This is a genomic window from Streptomyces sp. PKU-EA00015 (assembly GCF_013387495.1).
Taxonomy (GTDB): domain Bacteria; phylum Actinomycetota; class Actinomycetes; order Streptomycetales; family Streptomycetaceae; genus Streptomyces.
The window spans coordinates 215,918-233,605 of record NZ_JABZEE010000013.1 but is presented as its reverse complement, the minus strand read 5'-3'; the positions used below and the strand labels follow the sequence as shown (position 1 = coordinate 233,605).

General features: G+C 73.3%; 13 protein-coding genes. 7 read left to right on the top strand and 6 right to left on the bottom strand.

From position 1 onward, the window contains the following. Window positions 1-200: 200 nt before the first annotated feature. From HW130_RS13000 to HW130_RS12990, 3 genes are all read left to right on the top strand, one after another. Complete coding sequence (locus tag HW130_RS13000; RefSeq protein WP_177149671.1) at window positions 201-1,919, top strand: serine/threonine-protein kinase; 1,719 nt, start codon at window positions 201-203, stop codon at window positions 1,917-1,919. A 179-nt stretch (window positions 1,920-2,098) separates the two neighbouring features. Next, complete coding sequence (sigJ, locus tag HW130_RS12995; protein WP_177149670.1) at window positions 2,099-3,040, top strand: RNA polymerase sigma factor SigJ; 942 nt, start codon at window positions 2,099-2,101, stop codon at window positions 3,038-3,040. Between the two features lie 113 nt (window positions 3,041-3,153). Beyond that, the gene (locus HW130_RS12990; RefSeq protein WP_177149669.1) at window positions 3,154-4,356 is read left to right on the top strand and encodes an NAD(P)/FAD-dependent oxidoreductase; all 1,203 of its coding nucleotides are present in this window, start codon (window positions 3,154-3,156) and stop codon (window positions 4,354-4,356) included. A 201-nt stretch (window positions 4,357-4,557) separates the two neighbouring features. Here HW130_RS12990 and HW130_RS12985 read toward each other — a convergent pair whose 3' ends face one another. Continuing rightward, a complete protein-coding gene (locus tag HW130_RS12985) occupies window positions 4,558-6,405 on the bottom strand; it encodes a serine/threonine-protein kinase (RefSeq protein ID WP_177149668.1) in 1,848 nt (615 codons plus the stop codon). Window positions 6,406-6,539: 134 nt separating this feature from the next. Between HW130_RS12985 and HW130_RS12980 the strand changes: the two genes are divergently transcribed. Beyond that, window positions 6,540-7,880 carry a S1 family peptidase gene (locus tag HW130_RS12980; RefSeq protein ID WP_177149667.1) on the top strand — a complete coding sequence of 447 codons (1,341 nt, stop codon included), beginning with the start codon at window positions 6,540-6,542 and terminating at the stop codon, window positions 7,878-7,880. Between the two features lie 91 nt (window positions 7,881-7,971). On the opposite strand, the gene HW130_RS12975 is transcribed toward HW130_RS12980, so the two are convergent. The 3 genes from HW130_RS12975 to HW130_RS12965 form a co-directional block, all read right to left on the bottom strand. Then, on the bottom strand, window positions 7,972-9,687 hold the full coding sequence (locus HW130_RS12975; protein ID WP_177149666.1) for a serine/threonine-protein kinase: 1,716 nt from the start codon (window positions 9,685-9,687) through the stop codon (window positions 7,972-7,974). Window positions 9,688-9,788: 101 nt separating this feature from the next. Further along, on the bottom strand, window positions 9,789-10,307 hold the full coding sequence (locus HW130_RS12970) for a MarR family winged helix-turn-helix transcriptional regulator (RefSeq protein WP_177149665.1): 519 nt from the start codon (window positions 10,305-10,307) through the stop codon (window positions 9,789-9,791). Further along, complete coding sequence (locus HW130_RS12965) at window positions 10,304-10,897, bottom strand: DJ-1/PfpI family protein (protein ID WP_177149664.1); 594 nt, start codon at window positions 10,895-10,897, stop codon at window positions 10,304-10,306. The genes HW130_RS12970 and HW130_RS12965 overlap by 4 nt, the downstream gene beginning before the upstream one ends. 157 nt (window positions 10,898-11,054) lie before the next feature. Here HW130_RS12965 and HW130_RS12960 point away from each other — a divergent pair, with 157 nt between their 5' ends. Next, window positions 11,055-12,410, top strand: coding sequence for an aspartate aminotransferase family protein (locus HW130_RS12960; protein ID WP_177149663.1), 1,356 nt, complete (start codon window positions 11,055-11,057; stop codon window positions 12,408-12,410). Window positions 12,411-13,313: 903 nt separating this feature from the next. Then, complete coding sequence (locus tag HW130_RS12955; protein ID WP_177149662.1) at window positions 13,314-15,077, top strand: VCBS repeat-containing protein; 1,764 nt, start codon at window positions 13,314-13,316, stop codon at window positions 15,075-15,077. Window positions 15,078-15,131: 54 nt separating this feature from the next. Here HW130_RS12955 and HW130_RS12950 read toward each other — a convergent pair whose 3' ends face one another. Then, window positions 15,132-16,067, bottom strand: a complete 936-nt coding sequence (locus HW130_RS12950; RefSeq protein ID WP_177149661.1) for an NADP-dependent oxidoreductase — start codon at window positions 16,065-16,067, stop codon at window positions 15,132-15,134. A gap of 113 nt (window positions 16,068-16,180) precedes the next feature. On the opposite strand from HW130_RS12950, the gene HW130_RS12945 reads away from it, so the two are divergent. Then, complete coding sequence (locus HW130_RS12945) at window positions 16,181-17,194, top strand: GlxA family transcriptional regulator (RefSeq protein ID WP_177149660.1); 1,014 nt, start codon at window positions 16,181-16,183, stop codon at window positions 17,192-17,194. Between the two features lie 30 nt (window positions 17,195-17,224). On the opposite strand, the gene HW130_RS12940 is transcribed toward HW130_RS12945, so the two are convergent. Then, on the bottom strand, window positions 17,225-17,674 hold the full coding sequence (locus HW130_RS12940; protein WP_177149659.1) for a hypothetical protein: 450 nt from the start codon (window positions 17,672-17,674) through the stop codon (window positions 17,225-17,227). Window positions 17,675-17,688: the final 14 nt, after the last annotated feature.

Below are 17,688 nucleotides of genomic sequence, written 5' to 3'. Positions count from 1 at the left end.
TCCTGGACATACTGCGGGATGCCAACGGCCTTACGGCGCAAGCCACTCGGCCAGGTCGTCGCGTCAGCCGGTGGCACGTTTCCGGGCCGGACGGCTCCAGGGCCCTACAGGCCCGTCGTCACGGTGCCGAGCGTGCGGTCCCGAGGTGGGAGAGCCACCTGATCGGCACCGCGTCACCGGCGTCTCGTAGGCTCCCGGCCATGAACGACGGGGAATCCGACAGACGGGTCATCGACGGACGCTTCGAGCTGGAGACCCGGCTCGGCGGCGGCGGTATGGGCATGGTGTGGCGCGCGCGGGATCTGGTGCTGGACCGGGCCGTGGCGCTCAAGGAGGTGCGGCCGTCCGATCCGGGGCTCGCGGAGTACGACCCGGATGCGGCGGCGATGCTGCGGGCCCGCGTGCTGCGTGAGGCGCGGGCGCTCGCGAGGGTCGATCATCCCAACGTGGTGACCATTCACCACGTGGTGGACGGCGGCGGGCTCACCTACCCGTGGATCGTCATGGAGCTGGTGACCGGCGGATCGCTCCAGGACCGGCTGGACAAGGGGCCGATGGCGCCCGCCGAGGCCGCCCGGCTCGGGCGCGAGGTGCTGGCAGCGCTGCGGGCGGCCCATGACGTCGGCATCCAGCACCGGGACGTCAAGCCGGCGAACGTGCTGCTCCGGCCCGACGGCCGCCCGGTGCTCACCGACTTCGGTATCGCCGCGATCAGGGAGTCGACCGTCCTGACCGCGACCGGATCCGTCATCGGCACACCCGACTACATGGCGCCCGAGCGCATCTCCGGCGACGACGGCGGACCCGGCTCCGACCTGTGGTCGCTGGCAATGATGCTGTACGTCGCCGTCGAGGGGAACAACCCCCTGCGCAGAGGGACGACGCTGGCGACCCTGGCCGCCGTCCTCAGCGAGGAGCTTCCACCGCCCCGCCGGGCGGGGTCGCTGACGGGGCTCCTGGCCGCCGTACTCGTCAAGGACCCGGCCGCGCGGCCGGACCCGGAAACCGTCGACCGGATGCTCGCGGCTGCGGCGGAGGGCGGACAGAGCGCTCCGGGCGGGACCGGCGAGCCCACGTCGTACCGGCTGGGGCCCTCGCCGGGCCCGGCGACCGTGCCGTCCGCACCCGCCGGCTTCGGACCGCCGACGGGCTTCGGTCCGCCGGCCGGTTTCGGGCCTGCGACTCCGCACACCGGCGTGCCGGGTCAGGCACCGCCGACGCCCTACCCGGCGGGCCCGACGTGGCAGACTCCACCCCCGTACGCCGGACGCGCGAAGCGCCGCGTCGCGATCGCGTCGTCCGTTGCCGGGACCGTGCTGGCCGGCGTACTGGTCTGGTCCCTGCTGCCGGACGACGGCGCGAAGGGCAGCGGCACGGCGTCGAACCCACCGGGGAGTTCCACCGGGTCGCGGACGCCCGCACCCACTGCGACACCCACTCCCACGCCGTCGCAGGCCGCCGCGAAGAACGACCTGCTGACACCGGACGGCATCCGGACGGCGGTCAAGGAGATCAAGGCCGCGACGGGAACGGACCGCGTGGGGGACTTCACCGTCTACGACGAGTACGTGAACCTGGAGGTCATGGTCAAGGGCAGTGACACCAAGTACGACACCTACACCTATCGCCCGGGCGAGGGAGTGGAAAAGGGGATCATCAGCGGCACGCTGTCGGGCGGCGATCTCCCGTTCAGCATGGACGACATCGACTGGGACGTCGTCCCCGCCCTGCTGGAGAGGGCGGAGAAGGACCTGAACGTGAAGAAACCGACCCTGCGTTACGTCCTGGTCGACAATGCGAACGAAACCTTCGACACCCCGCTCGGCCTGGCAGTCCACTTCGCCGACGATTACGGCGGCGGTCACCTGACCGCCGATCTCAAGGGCAAGGTGACCAGGGTGTTCCCGGCCGAGAACTGACCCCCGCCCCATTCCGTACGCCGCTCATGACCTCGTGGGGCGGCGCTGTTCTTCAACTCCCGCTGCGGCCACGACAGTTGTCTGCCCGTGCCGGCGTCGGCCGAGCGCTCCCCGGCTGCTCACCGGGGAGCGCTGTCCCGCCTGCCGTTCCACCCCGGGGGGTGACTAGGATCGCGGGCATGGCCCTGATCATGAGTGACGTGGACCGGTTCGAGGCTGCCAGGCCCCGGCTGGAGGCCATCGCCTACCGGCTGCTCGGCTCGGCGAGCGAGGCGGAGGATGCCGTGCAGGAGACGTTCCTGCGCTGGCAGGCGGCTGACGTCGAGCGGATCGAGGTGCCTGAGGCCTGGCTAACGAAGGTCCTCACCAACTTCTGCCTCAATCAGCTCACTTCGGCGCGCGCCCGGCGTGAGACGTACGTGGGCAGGTGGCTCCCCGAGCCGCTGCTCGCCGGGGACCCGATGCTCGGCCCGGCCGAGACCGCCGAGCAGCGCGAGTCGGTGTCGTATGCCGTCCTCGTCCTGCTGGAGCGCCTGTCGCCCGGCGAGCGGGCGGTGTACGTGCTGCGGGAGGCCTTCGACTACCCGCACCGGGAGATCGCCGAGATCCTGGACATCACCGAGGCGTCCAGCCAGCAGATCTTCCACCGGGCCAAGAAGCACGTCGCGGACGGCAAGGCGCGCACCGAGATCGACGAGGCCGCCGCCAAGAGGATCCTCGAGGAGTTCCTGGCCGCCGCGACCAGCGGCCGTACCGAACCCCTCGTACGCCTGCTCACCCAGGACGCCGTCTCGGTCGGCGACGGCGGCGGGAAGGTCCCGGCCCGCGCGAAGGGGTTCGAGGGCGCGCTCGCGGTCGCCACGTTCCTGCGCGGCCTGTTCAAGCCCAGCGACGCCAAGCGGGCGTACGTCGGCGGCGCGCCGGACATCTACGCCACGACCGCCAACGGCGAGCCCGCCATCGTGGCGGTCGTGGACGGCCGGGTCGTCGGGATCACGTGCCTGGAGGTCACCGCGGAGGGCATCGTCGCGCTCCGCAGCCAGGTCAATCCCGACAAGCTCGTCCGCGCGACCGAGCAGTGGGCCGCCGCGGACCACGGGGACGCCCTCTACACCCTCTGACCCGATGTGGTGCGCATCACCTTCCGATCCTGTCAGGAAACGCCGGGCTGCCCGGTTCAAGAGGCGAAACCGCGCAAGACAGCGGCGGAACCCTCGCAGACAGGAGCAGGCCCATGCAGCACCGCATCGTCGTCCTCGGAGCCGGCTACACCGGAGCCGTCGCCGCCGGCCGCCTCGCCCGGCGGCTGCACCGCGCGGACGTCACCATCACCCTCGTCAACCCCGAGCCCGACTTCGTCGAGCGCGTCCGGCTGCACCAGATCGCGGCGGGCCAGGACCTCACGCCCCGGCCGTTCGGCGAGATGTTCGCGGGCACGGGCGTGGAACTCAAGCTGGCGCAGGTCACCGCCGTGGACGTGGACAGCAGGACGGTGACGGTCACCGCCCCGAGCGGCCCCGAGCGGGAGGAACTGGCGTACGACACTCTGGTCTACGCCCTCGGCAGCGGCTGGAACGACGGGGGCGTCCCCGGCACCGCCGAACACGCCCACGACGTCTCCAGCCGCCCCGGCGCCCTCCGCCTCCGCGACCGCCTGGCCACCCTGGACGCCGGCCGGCCCGTGGTCGTGGTCGGCGGCGGCCTGACCGGCCTGGAGGCAGCGACCGAGATCGCCGAGGCCCGCCCGGACCTCGACGTCGCCCTGGCCGCCCGCGGTGCCCTCGGCGACTGGCTTTCGCACAAGGGGCGCGGTCACCTGCAGAAGGTGGTGGACAAGCTCGGCATCACGGTCCACGAAAGCGCGGCGGTCACCGCCGTGGAGGCGGACCGCGTGACGACGGCCGACGGCCGGAGCATTCCCGCCGAGGTCACGGTCTGGACCACCGGCTTCGCCGTCCACCCGATCGCCCGGGCCACCACCCTGGAGGTCACCGAGCGCAGCCAGATCGTGGTCGACAGCACGATGCGCTCGGTCTCCCACCCGGACGTGTACGCCGTGGGCGACGCGGCGATGGCGATCGGCCCGAACGACAAGCCCCTTCGGATGTCCTGCGCCTCGGGCGTCCCCATGGCCTGGCAGGCCGCCGACGCCATCGCCGCCCGCCTCGCCGGCACCAAGGTCCCCCACGTCTCCATCCGCTACTTCCAGCAGTGCATCTCCCTCGGCCGCAAGGAGGGCGTGGTCCAGTTCGTCACCGCCGACGACCGGGCGAAGGACAGCGCCCTGACGGGCCGCGTGGCCGCCCTCTACAAGGAATTGATCTGCAAGGGCGCGGCCTGGGGCGTCGCCAACCCGACAGTGGGCATGCCGTCCAGGCGCCGGCGCGTCGTACGGCAGGACGCCCGGAGCCGTGCACAGGCGGAGGCGGCGGCCTGACCCCGCCGATCCCGAACTGCCGGTACCGGCCGACGTGGTGCCCGCGTCGGCCGATACCGGCGGTTCGGCTCACGGGCCCCCGACACTCACTGACCACCCCCGCACGGCAAGAGGGCCGCCTGTCGCGGTACGGGTCCCGGAAGAGCCGGGTCGGCTCGGCGTGCCGCCCTCGGGGCCGCGCGGTGGTCCGTGGAGAACGCTCTAGTTCCGGAGGTACGTGCCCGGCTCGCCGTCCGCGCTCATCCCGTACACCAGGAGCCGCTCCTTGCCCTCGAAGCGGTCGGTCCGCAGGTTCTGCGACGACGTGTCCGTCGTGCACTCCGGGTCGGAGGCCTGCGCGTCGCGGACGGGCGGGCCGACGACCACCAGGCCGCCGACGCCGCCGAGAACGGCGGTGGAGGCGCAGTTGACGGTGCCGCCGACGGGCTCGCCCGTCGTCTCGTCCGTTCGCGGGGACGCGGACTCGTAGCGGACGACGGCGGACCCGACCGGGCCCTGGGTGACGGTGACCCGGCGTTCGAACAACTCCGCCTGGCCGGGTCCCCATTCGGCGCCGGACTCGTCCTCGGTCCAGGTGCCGAGGAACTTCGAGGGCACCGCCTCCGGGCCGGAGCCCGCCTTGCGGAACGTCGCCGTCGCCGCGCCCGAGGTCCACTCCAGGACGTCGGGCGAGCGGACGGTGAGCGTCTGGTGAGCGGCCGGGGTGCACTGCTTCTCCGGCACGCTCAGCGTCACGTCGCTCTCGCCGAACACGATCCGGTCGGCGTCCGCCGACACCAGCACGGACCGCCCCATGCACAGCCGTTCGCCGGTGACGGTGACGTACACGGCCGTCTTCTCGCCCGTACGCCCTTGGGCGATCTCGATGCGGCCCGTGGAGTAGGGGGCGTCCGCCGTGCCGTCGAGCACACCCTCCCAGGCGCCGACGAACGACTGCGGCACGTCCCCGGCGGGGCGATCGTCCGCGCCCGATCCCGAGGACGTGGGGCGCTTGTCGCCGCCCGCCTGCTTCTTCTCGGGCCAGAACGCCGCCGCGCCCACGCCCCCGGCCGCGAGCAGCACCGCCGCCAGGACGGCCGCGAGCACCCGTCCCCTGCGCGGGCGGCGCGGTGGCGCAGGGTCCTCTGCGGGGGTCGGGTCACCGGCGCCCGGCACCGGGGTGTCGGCGTCCAGGAGCCGTGCCGCGCTCCTGCCGAGGCGGGCCAGCACGTCGGCCGGCAGCCAGGCGCCGGTGGGGCCGTGGTCGGCCGCGGCGAGCACGGAGGCGGGCGGGCGGCAGTGCGGGTCCTTGTCCAGGCAGGCCCGGACGAGCGGTTCGAGCTCGCACGGCAGTCCGGTGAGGTCCGGTTCGTCGTGTGCGATGCGGAACATGGTCGCGTGCGCGCCGCTCTCCGCGGAACCGAACGGCGGCACCCCGGTCGCCGCGTACGCGAGGACCGCGCCGAGGCAGAAGAGGTCCGACGCGGGGGTCAGCTTCTCGCCGCGCACCTGCTCGGGCGACATGAAGCCCGGCGAGCCGACGACCGCGCCGGTGCTGGTCAGTCCGCCGTCGGTGACGGTGTCCACGGCGCGCGCGATGCCGAAGTCGATGATGCGGGGACCGTCGACGGTGAGCAGGATGTTGGACGGCTTGAGGTCCCGGTGCACCAGACCGGCCCGGTGGATGTGCGTGAGCGCGTCGGCGAGCCTGCTCGCGAGCGCCAGCACGGTCTCGGCGGGCAGCGGGCCGTACTCCTCGCCCACCACGTTCCGCAGGGAGGGGCCGGGCACGTAGGTCAGGGCCACCCAGGGCGCGTCGGCCGCCGTGTCGGAGTCGATCACGGGCGCGGTCCCCGCGCCGCCGACACGCTCCAGCGCGGCGACCTCGCGCGCGAACCGCCGCCGGAATTCGTCCTGTTCGGCGAGCTGCGCGTGCACGACCTTCACGGCGACGGTCCGGCCGCCCTCGGACCGGGCCAGGTACACGCGGCCCATGCCACCGGTGCCGAGCCTGCCGATGAGGCGGAAGGGGCCGATCCGGGTGGGGTCGTCGGAGGTCAGGGCGTCCACGCGGCGATCCTTCCACAGGCCAGGGCCACGGGTGCCATGTTCACGGCCCGTTCGGCGGGGCGCCGGTGAACGGCACGGCGCGCGGCCACGTATAGAGCGGGTGACACCGGGACGTCACGACCTTGGGGCCGCGTATGAGGCACGCACGACGGAAGCTGCGGCGGCTGGTACGGCTGGCCGCCGCGGGCGGGCTGGTCTGCGGCGTTCTGATGGTCACGGACGCCATGGCCGGCGAACCGGCCGAACGCCGGGGGGTGGCGGACGCCGTCGCGCGGCTCGGCACGTCGCGTACCGCGGGAAGTTGGACGACCGACGAGGGCCGGACGGTCGTCGCGGTGACCGACGCCGAAGCGGCCGCGGAGGTCCGCGCGGCCGGCGCGGACGCCCGGATCGTGCCCCACAGCATGGACCGGCTCCGCTCCGCCACCGAGGCGCTGCGTGACGCGCCCCGCGTCGCCGGGACGGCATGGGCGGTCGACTACGCGTCCAACGAGGTCACCGTGCGTGCCGACAACACGGTCTCCGCCGCCGACTGGTCGCGGCTGTCCGGCCTCGCCGAACGGATCGGCGGCCACGTCCGCATGGAGCGCACGCCGGGCACCTTCACCACCAGGGTCGGCGGCGCGTCCCCCATCTTCGGTGAGCAGCGCCGCTGTTCGGCGGGCTTCAACGTCACCGACGGCACGGACACCTACATCCTGACGGCGGGCCACTGCGGACCCGAGGGCACGTCCTGGTTCCGGGACCGGCAGGGCGCCGAACTGGTCGGCACCACCACCGACGCGGCCTTCCCGGGCAAGGACTACTCCCTTGTCCGGTACGAGAGCACCGACACGCTCGACCGCACCAACGTCGCCTCGATCGGCGGCGGCCAGGGCGTACGGATCGTCGGGTCGGCCGATCCCGTCGTCGGGCAGCGGGTGTTCCGCAGCGGCAGTACGACCGGCTTCCGGTCCGGCGAGGTGACCGCGGTGAACGCGACGGTGAACTATCCCGAGGGCACGGTCACCGGCCTGATCGAGACCACGGTGTGCGCGGAGCCCGGCGACAGCGGGGGCCCGCTGTTCTCGGAGGGGCTGGCGCTCGGCGTGACGTCGGGCGGCGACGGGGACTGCACGAGCGGCGGCACGACGTACTTCCAGCCGGTGCCCGCGGCCATGGAGGCGCTGGGCGTGGACCTGACGGGCGGGCCGCCGCCCCCGCCGGGCGCCGGCGGCGGCACGGGCGGCTCAGGGGCGGAAGCATCCGGCCAGGCGGGCGGGGACGCCGGGCCGTCCGGGCCCGCGGGGTCCGGCGGTGCGGGTGCGGCAGTCAGCGGCTCCCGGGAGATCACGAGCATCGTGGACTTCGACAACCCCCGCCTCGGACTGGGCGTCATCGCCCTGAGCCTGGCCCTCCTCGTGTCCGCGCGCTGGATCGTGTCGGTCCAGGAGCGCCGGGAGTTCCGCAGTTTCCACTCCGCGAGCTGGAGCTGAGCCTTCCCGTCCCGGCTTCGCTCGGCCCCTCCTCGTGTACGCCTCGGCCCCTCCGCGTTCACGTCTCGGCCCGTCTTCGTGCGGGCGAGGCTCAGCCCGTCTTCGTGTACGTGAGCGGCTCGCCGCCCGAGCCGACCAGCTCGCGCACGATCGTGGAGTCGTCCGGCATGGCGAGGCGGCTCCACTGGCCCGGTGCGCACGACACCGGATCGCCGAAGGTGACCGTGGTCGGCCCCAGTTCGAGCGGCGGTCCCGGTGCGCGCAGCGTGGCGGACCAGCGGCAGTCGTAGTTCGGGCCGGTGCCGGACAGGGTCATGACCTGCTCGCCCCTCTCGCCCTGGGTGATGGTCATTTCCCGGACGTTGGTGCCGTCCGCGGTGTCGAACGACGCGCGCCAGCTGCCGATGTACTCCTGCGGGACCCCGCCCGTGGCCGTGGACGGCGACGAGGAGGGGGACGGCCCCTTGGCGTCGTCGGACGGCGTCGTGGAGCCGGACGCCGAGGAGGAGGCGGGACCGGGCTCGGGCTTCGCCGTCGTGCCGCCCTTGTCCTTGGACATGAACGTGTAGACCGCGCCGCCGGCGCCGACGGCCACGACCAGGGCGACGGCGATCAGGGCGAGCGTGCTGCCGCGTGAGGTGCGCGGCTGGGGAGCGGGCGGCGGTGTGGGAGCCAGGACGGGCGTGTAGGGGGCGGGCGTGTATGCGGCCGGTGCGTACAGGGCCGGGGCGGGCGGCGCGTGCGGGTAGCCGTACGGCGGGCCGGCCGGTCCCGCCGGGCCGGGCGGCGGAGGCTGCGGGGCGGGTGCGGGCGGGGGCGGCGTCTGCGGGGCCGTCATCGTGGGCGGCTGCGCGGGGGAGGGAGCAGGGGGCTCGGCGGGCACGGGGGCCGGTTCCGCAGCGGCTGCCGGCTGCTCGTACTCCAGCAACTCCACGGCGTGACGTCCCAGTTCGGCGACGAGCGCGGCCGGCAGCCACGGCTCCCCGTCCGCTTCCCCGCCCGTGCGCTCCAGGATCTGCGCCGGGGTCGGCCGGGCCGACGGATCCTTGTGGAGGCAGTCGCGCACCAGGTCCCGCAGGCCCTCGGGGACGCCGTCCAGCGACGGTTCCTCCTGGGCGATGCGGAACATCTGCGCGTGCACCCCGCTGTCGCCCGTGCCGAACGGCAGCCGGCCCGTGGCCGCGTAGGCGAGGACCGAGCCCAGACAGAAGACGTCGCCGGCGGGCGTGACCCGGTCGCCGCGGATCTGCTCGGGGGACATGAACCCCGGGGAGCCGACGAGCACGCCGGTACGGGTGAGTCCGCCGTCGGTGACCGTGTCCAGCGCGCGTGCTATGCCGAAATCGATCACGCGCGGGCCGTCGATGGTGATCAGGATGTTCGACGGCTTCAGGTCGCGGTGGACCAGGTCGGCCGCGTGGATGCTCGTCAGGGCGTGCGCGAGACCGGAGGCGAGGAGGCGGACGCTGCGTTCGGGCAGCGGGCCGTGTGCGCCGGAGACGACGGTGTGCAGGGCGGGCCCGGCGATGTAGCCGGTCGCGACCCAGGGGACGGGCGCCTCGGTGTCGGCGTCGAGGACGGGCGCGGTCCACCGGCCGCCGACCCGCAGCGCGGCGCGCACCTCCAGGCGGAACCGGCCTCGGAACTGCTCCTGTTGGGCCAGCTCCTGCCGTACGAGCTTGACGGCCACGGTCCGCCCGCGGTCGGAGCGGGCGAGGTACACCTGGCCCATGCCGCCCGCGCCGAGTCTGGCCAGAAGCCGGTACTCGCCGATGTGCCGTGGATCCCCCGGTGCCAGCTGCTCCATGGCGCGTGGCCCTCCCCCGTGTCCGATGGTTCGACGGACCGAGGATAGTGCCGTGCGCCGGGGGCAGCGGGGGGCGCGCGAAGTGCGGACTCGGCTGCGGTTCAGCCGCTCGTGGCGACCGCCGTCTCCTCCGCATCGGCCCCCTGCGGCGCACTCGCCGTCTCCTGCTCGATGGCGTCCATCGCCCTCGACAGCCGCTCCAGCACACGCACGGTCTCCGCGAATCCCTCCGCCCCGAGCTCACCGAGCAGCCGGCGGGCGAGCCGCGCATGCCCCGGGTCGATCCTGCGTATCGCCTCGCGTCCCCCATCCGTCGCGTGCAGCAGCTTCGCCCGGCGGTGGGCCGGGTTGGGGCGGTACTCAGCGAGCCCCTGCTCGGCCAGCAGGTCGGCGATACGCTGCACGCTCTGTCGCGTGATGCCCATCGTGCGGGCTATCCCGGCCACGGTCTGCGGCTCGCGCAGCACGGCGCCGAGGACCTGCCACCGGGCCGCCGTCAGCCCTGCCTCCTGGGCCAGGCCGTCCGAGACGGTGATGAACTGGCCGTTCAGCCGGAAGACGCCGAGCGCCGTACGGGTCAGCAGTTCCTGCGGGTGGTTGTCGGGTCTGTGCGTGCTCATGCTGAAAGGATCTCGTACGCCGCCGGGTCCGAGTCGTGGAAGAGCCGGTACCAGGCGTCCAGCTTCGGGCCCTCGTACACCCCGAGCCGGGCGAAGACCTCGCGGGCGAACGCGACCGGCTCGGTCGGGCCCGCGGTGATCAGGTCGCCGTCGGTGACGGCGTCCGCCTCCACGTACTTCGCGCCGCCCCGGTAGCCCGTGGCCTCCAGGTAGAAGGACGCGGCGCTGGTGTGCGCGCGGTCGTCGAGCAGGCCCTCGCGGGCGAGACCGGCGGTCGCGCCGCAGATGGCGGCTACCGGGACGCCCGCGTCGAGGAACGTGCGCGCCGCCCCGGCGAACGGCGCGAGCTTGTCGCCGGTCTCCCACAGCGAGGCGCCGGTGAGGATCAGCAGCCCGCTGTCGGCCGGGTCCAGCGCGTCGAGCGCCAGGTCGGGCTGGATGCGGACGCCGCCCATGGTGGTGACGGGATCCGCCGTGAGGCCGACCGTGCGCACGGTGAAGCCGTTCTGCACCAGGTGGGCGGTGGCGTGGCCCGTCTCCCAGTCGGCGTAGGTGTCGTACACGGCCAGATGAACGGTCTTGCGGGTCATGGTGCCCTCCTCGATTTCAATGACAGTAGCCTGTCATATCGACAGCATACTGTCAATGACAGAGGGCGGCGGCCCGACACCCTGCCCAGACAAGGAGGCCGAGGTCATACAAGGTGGCCATGTCGGCTCTCACCTGCTCCTCCTTACGCTGGCCCGCATGACCCCTCATGCCGATCCCCAGGCCGGCGCCGCCGTCAAGGCGGCGGACCGCGCGCACGTGTTCCACTCCTGGTCCGCCCAGGGACTGATCGACCCGCTCGCCGTCGCCGGCGCCGAGGGTTCGTACTTCTGGGACTACGACGGGAACCGCTACCTCGACTTCACCAGCGGCCTCGTCTACACCAACATCGGGTACCAGCATCCGAAGGTCGTCGCCGCGATCCAGGAGCAGGCGGGCAGGCTCGCCACCTTCGCGCCCGCGTTCGCGGTCGAGCCGCGCTCCGAGGCGGCCCGGCTGATCGCCGAGCGGACCCCGGGCGACCTGGACAAGATCTTCTTCACCAACGGAGGGGCCGAGGCCGTCGAGAACGCCATCCGCATGGCCCGTCTGCACACGGGCCGCCCGAAGGTGCTCTCGGCGTACCGCTCGTACCACGGCGGCACGGCGACCGCGATCAACGTCACCGGCGACCCGCGCCGCTGGGCCAACGACAACGGCACCGCGGGCGTCGTCCACTTCTGGGGACCGTTCCTCTACCGCTCGCCGTTCTACTCCTCGACGGAGGCGGAGGAGTGCGAGCGCGCCCTGACGCACCTCGAGGACACCATCGCCTTCGAGGGCCCGCAGACCATCGCGGCGATCATCCTGGAGACCATCCCCGGCACGGCCGGAATCATGACCCCGCCGCCGGGCTACCTCGCGGGCGTCCGTGAGATCTGCGACCGCTACGGCATCGTCTTCGTGCTCGACGAGGTCATGGCGGGCTTCGGCCGTACGGGCAAGTGGTTCGCGGCCGAGCACTTCGACGTGGTGCCGGACCTGATGACGTTCGCGAAGGGCGTCAACTCCGGCTACGTACCGCTGGGCGGTGTCGCGATCTCGGCCGAGATCGCGGCGACGTTCGACAAGCGCCCGTACCCGGGCGGCCTGACGTACTCCGGCCACCCGCTGGCCTGCGCGGCCGCCGTCGCCACGATCCGGGTGATGGAGGAGGAGAAGGTCGTCGAGCACGCCGCCCGCATCGGCGAGACGGTCCTCGGGCCCGGCCTGCGCGAACTGGCCGAGCGCCACCCGTCGGTGGGCGAGGTGCGCGGCACGGGCGCGTTCTGGGCGCTGGACCTGGTCCGCGACCGCGAGACGCGCGAGCCGCTGGTGCCGTACAACGCGACGGGGGAGGCGAACGCGGCGATGGCGGCGTTCGGGGCGGCCTGCAAGAAGAACGGCCTGTGGCCCTTCGTCAACATGAACCGTACGCACGCGGTGCCGCCGTGCAACGTGACGGAGTCCGAGGCCAAGGAGGGCCTGGCGGCCCTGGACGCGGCGCTGTCGGTGGCCGACGAGTGGGTGGCCTAGCCGGGGGCTCCGCCCCCGGAACCCCCCGCCTGCGCCTTGTGGGCGTAGCGGGCCCCACGGACCCTCCCCCTTCCCCTGCGCCTTGCGGCGTGGGGGATCCCGTGGACCTGCGCCCTGTGCGCTGTGGATGTGGGGGTCCCATGGTCCCGCCCCGTGCGCCTTGCGGGCGTGGGGGATCCCATGGGCCCGCCCCGTGCGCCTTTGCGGGTGTGGGGGACCCATGGACGCTCCGTCTGCGCCTTGCGGCGTGGCGGACCCCACGGACCCCCTACCTCTCCCTGTGCGCTTGTGGGCGGGGGGACCCATGGACTCTCCGCCTGCGCCTGCCCCTGTGGGTGTGGGGATCCCACGGACCTGCCCCCTGCTCCCTGCGGGCGTGGCGGGCCCCACGGACCTCCCCCTCGCCCTGCGGGCGTGTGGGACTCCATGGACCCTCCGCCTGCGCCATGTAGGCGTGGGGATCCCACGGACCCTCCCCGCCCCCTGCGCCCTGCGGGCGTTGGGGACCCATGGATTCTCCGCCTGCGCCTGTGGGTGTGGGGAACCCACGTACCTGCCCCCTGCCCCCTGCCCCCTGCGCCCTGCGGGCGTGGGGGCCCAGTGCCCCGACTCCCCTACGGCTTGGCGGCCGTGGCCCCCAGCGGGGCTGATTTCGCCGCACGAAATCCGCCCGTCCGGGGCCCCACGGCCGCCAGGCCGTAGGGGGCAGCTTGGCACACCCGCGCGCAGCGCGGTGCGGGGTCCGGGGCTTGCCCCGGTTTCGGGAAAGGGCGGGGTGGGGAAGCGCCCCGCGCAGCGGCCACCCCCGCCCACCCGAAACATCACCGCTGCCGTACATCCCTCCCCCCACCTCGTGCGTCTGACCTGGTGCCCGCACCTGTGGCATCACTCCCTGGGGGGACCTTGTCTTCGAAGAGAACCGGCCGCCCGGCGGCCACCCGCCGTCTGGCGGCATGCACCGCACTCGCCCTGTCCGTCACGGCAGGTGCCCTGCTCGCCTCCCCGGCGCCCGCGTTCGCGGACGAACCGCCGGCGCCCCGCGCCACCGTCGAGCAGCCCGCGCGCGACGCGGGACAACTGCCCAGCCTCGACCTCCCGCGCCCCGAGGTGAACCGCGGTGCGTTCAGCGCCCAGGAGGAGGGCGCGCCGCTCGCCGCACCGCGCAGCGACGTGGACGGCGACGGCTGGTCCGACATGCTGTTCCAGAATGTCGCCGGACGGGTGTTCGTCTCGACCGGCAACGGTGAACCGTACGAGTACCGCTTCGACGACGGCATCCATGAGTCGATCGGTCAGTTCTACAAGGACGTCTTCTCGGTGGCGGGCCTGAGGGAGGGTGGCCCCGTCCACTTCACCCTGACGTCCACCGGCCGCCTCTCGGCGTACGCGAACTCCGCCGACCACGCGTCCATCTACTGGTCCGGCACGGGCTGGCAGCAGTTCAACAAGGTCTTCTCGCCCGGTGACCTGACCGGCGACGGAGTCGGCGACGTCCTCGCCCGCACCTTCGCGGGCGACCTCTACCTGTACCGGGCCACGCCCGCCGGCGCGGAGCCGCTGGCCCCGCGCGTGAAGGTCGGCTCCGGCTGGGGTCAGTACGACCAGCTGGTCGGTATGAACGACGTCAACAATGACGGCATCGCCGACCTCTTCGCCCGCAACACCGCGGGTGACCTGTTCTTCTACAGCGGCACCGGCGAGCCCACCCGTCCCTTCAAGGACAGGGTCAAGGTCGGCAGCGGGTGGAACATCTTCAACACGCTGTTCAGCCTCGACGACCTCGACGAGGACGGAAACGCGGAACTGTACGCGCGTGCGAACAATGGTGACCTGTACCGGTACACCTCCACGGGCACGGGTGCCTTCCTGCCACGCGTGAAGGAAGGCGGGGGTTGGAATCCCGTCTTCCAATTCGCCAACGCGGGCAACGTCTCGGCCTGGGGCAAGGACGAGCTGTACGGTCTCGACACGCGGGGAACGCTCTACTACTACTGGGACCTGAACAACGGCCAGTTCGAGCCCCGATTCAAGATCGGCGACGACGGCGGCTGGGCGGGCGCGAAGCTCACCCACGCCTCGTCCCTCGACGACAACGGCTACTCCGACCTCCTCGAGGTCTACAACGGCACCCTTTACAACCTCAGCCACAAGTCGGAAGAGGTCCAGGCGATCGGCAGCGGCTGGGGCGTCTACAACACCCTGGTCGGTCCCGGTGACCTGTCCGGCGACGGCAAGGGCGACCTGCTGGCCCGCAACTCGGCGGGCGAACTGTTCCTCTACCGGGGCAACGGCACCGGCACCGGCTTCGCCGCGAAGCAGCGGATCGGCTCTGGCTGGGGCCAGTTCAACGTGCTCGTCGGTGCCGGCGACATCTCCGGCGACGGCCGCGCGGACCTGATCGCCCGCGCCAAGGACGGCAGCCTGTACCTCTACCAGGGCACAGGCGTGGCCTCCGCGCCGTTCAAGGCGAAGAAGCTGATCGGCACGGGCTGGAACCAGTACAACAAGTTCGCGGCGCCCGGTGACATGACCGGCGACGGACGTGCGGACCTCGTCGCGCGTACCAGCGACGGCGTGCTCTACCGCTACGACTCGGACGGCAAGGGCGGCTTCAAGCCCAAGGCGAAGATCGGAACCGGCTGGAACACGTACACCGGCCTCTACTAGGCACCACGGCCCCGAGGGGCGCCGCCCGCGCGGCGGCGCCCCTCGGGCGCCCGCTCACACGACAGTGAGCACGATCTTTCCCTGCGTCCGGCCCGTCTCGCCGATCTCGTGCGCCTTGCCGGCCTGCTCCAGTGGCAGCACCGTGTCCACGTGCACGCGCAGCCTGCCCGACTCGACCAGCGCGGCGATCTCCCGCAGCCCGCCGTTGTCGGGCTCCACGATCGTGAACCCGGCGCGCAGGCCGCGCTGTTCGGCCTCCCCGGCGAGGTACGCCTCGGCGGGCGAGGTGAGGGAGACCAGCGTGCCGCCCGGCCGGAGCACCTCCAGGGACCGCGGCCCGTACTCACCGCCCACGGCGTCCAGGACCACGTCCATGTCCTCGACGGCCTCGGTGAAGTCAGTCGTCCGGTAGTCGACGACCTCGTCGGCGCCGAGCCCCCGCACGAAGGCGTGCTTGGCCGCGCTCGCCGTGCCGATCACGTACGCGCCCCGTGCCTTGGCGATCTGGACGGCCAGGTGTCCGACGCCGCCGGCCGCCGCGTGCACCAGCACGCGCTGCCCGGGGCGTACGCCGGCGGTGTCGACCAGCGACTGCCAGGCGGTGAGCGCGGCGATCGGCAGGGCGGCGGCCTCCACGTGCGAGATCCCGGCCGGCTTGCGGGCCAGATGGCGGGCCGGTGAGGTCATGAACTCCGCGTACGCGCCCGCCGGTTCGGGCAGCCGGGGCATGCCGAACACCTCGTCGCCCGGCCGGTACATCGTCACGCCGAGACCGACGGCCTCCACGACGCCGGACACGTCCCAGCCGAGCGGCACCGGACGTCCGTCGCCGAGAAGCCCGCCCGTCGAACGGTGCCACCAGTCCGTCGGGTTGACCCCGGCGGCGTGGACCCGCACCAGGACCTCCGAGGGACCGGGCTCCGGGCGGTCGGTCTCGACGAGCTTCAGCACGTCCGGTCCGCCGAGTGTGTCCTGCCTGATGGCCCGCATGATGTCCGCTCCTCGTCAGGGGAATCGGCCCCGATCGGGGCCGTGATCAACCCTGCGGCAGCGGAAAGCCGCATTCGAGTGGCCGGATGGCCATGATGTGCAAGGATCCGGCCATGGTCTCCTCCGCCCCGCACCGCGTCGTCGTCCTCGCGCTCGACGGCGTCTACCCCTTCGAGATGAGCATCCCGGTCCGGATCTTCGGCACTGCCCGAGGGCCCGGCGGCGAACCGCTGTACGAGGTGATCACCTGCGGCATCGACGGCGGCACGGTGCGCACCAGCGCCGACTTCTCCGTCACCGTCGAGCACGGGCTCGACGTGCTCGCGACGGCGGACACGCTCGTCGTCCCGCCGTTCACCTGCGGCCCGGACCGGCCCCAGGAGTGGCTGCCCGCGCCGCTCGCCGCCGCCCTCACGACGCTCCGCCCCGGCGCCCGCGTCGTGTCCATCTGCACCGCCGCGTACGTCCTCGCCACCGCCGGCCTGCTCGACGGCCGCCGCGCCACCACGCACTGGAACGAGGCGGAGGAGTTCCAGCGCGCCTTCCCCGGGGTCGAGGTCGACCCGGGCGTGCTGTTCGTCGACGACGGGGACGTGCTGACGGCGGCGGGCGTCGCGGCCGGGGTGGATTTGTGCCTGCACCTGCTGCGCCGCGACCACGGCAGCGAGGTCGCCAACCGGGTGGCGCGGCGGTGCGTCGTGCCGCCGTGGCGGGACGGCGGCCAGGCCCAGTTCATCGAGCGGCCGGTGCCGCCGTCGTCCGCGGCGTCGACCTCCGCGACCCGCGCGTGGGCACTCGGCCGGCTGGGCGGCCCGCTCACCCTTGCGGAACTGGCCGCGCACGCCCGGATGAGCGTGCGCACGTTCTCCCGCCGCTTCCGCGAGGAGGTCGGCACGACGCCGGTCCAGTGGCTGACCCGCCAGCGCGTCGAGCACGCCCGCCGCCTGCTGGAGACGACGGACCTCCCCGTGGACCGGGTCGCGGCGGAGTCGGGCTTCGGCACGGCGGCGTCGCTGCGCCAGCACATGGCCGCGGCGATCGGGGTGTCGCCGATGGCGTACCGCCAGACGTTCCGCGCCCGGGCGGGCGAGCCGGCCACGGGGCGCGGCGAGCCCGTCCCCTCGTAGCCCATCGGTGCCAGGGGCCCCGGCGGCCGCTCACACCCCCCGCTCCACCTCCAGGAAGCGCCGGCGCCGCGGGCCCCGGTACAGCAGCGCCTCCCAGCCGAGGCGCCCCAGGGCCGCCGCGCACGCCGTCAGCTCGGCCTCCTCCGCCTGCGCCGCGCCGCCGCCCGGCGGGCCCAGCCACTCCACGTACACCGTGGCCGGACGCTCTCCGGGGCGGACGCGGTAGCCGGTCGCCGTCCTCGTGCCGTCGGCGCCCACCGCCGACGGCGGGAAGCCGGCCGCCTCCAGGGCCAGGGACACCGCGCGCACCATGCGGTTCAGCTCCCAGGGCGCGGGGACGGCCGCCGGGTCCGCGGCCGTCGCGTTGGTCACACGGCGGATCTGGAGCAGCCCCTCGAACGCCGTGCGGACCTCGGCGGCCCGGCCGGCCCCGGACACCTGGGCGCCGTCGCCGTCGGCCGGTTCGAACACATCCGTCACATCCGCCTCGCTTC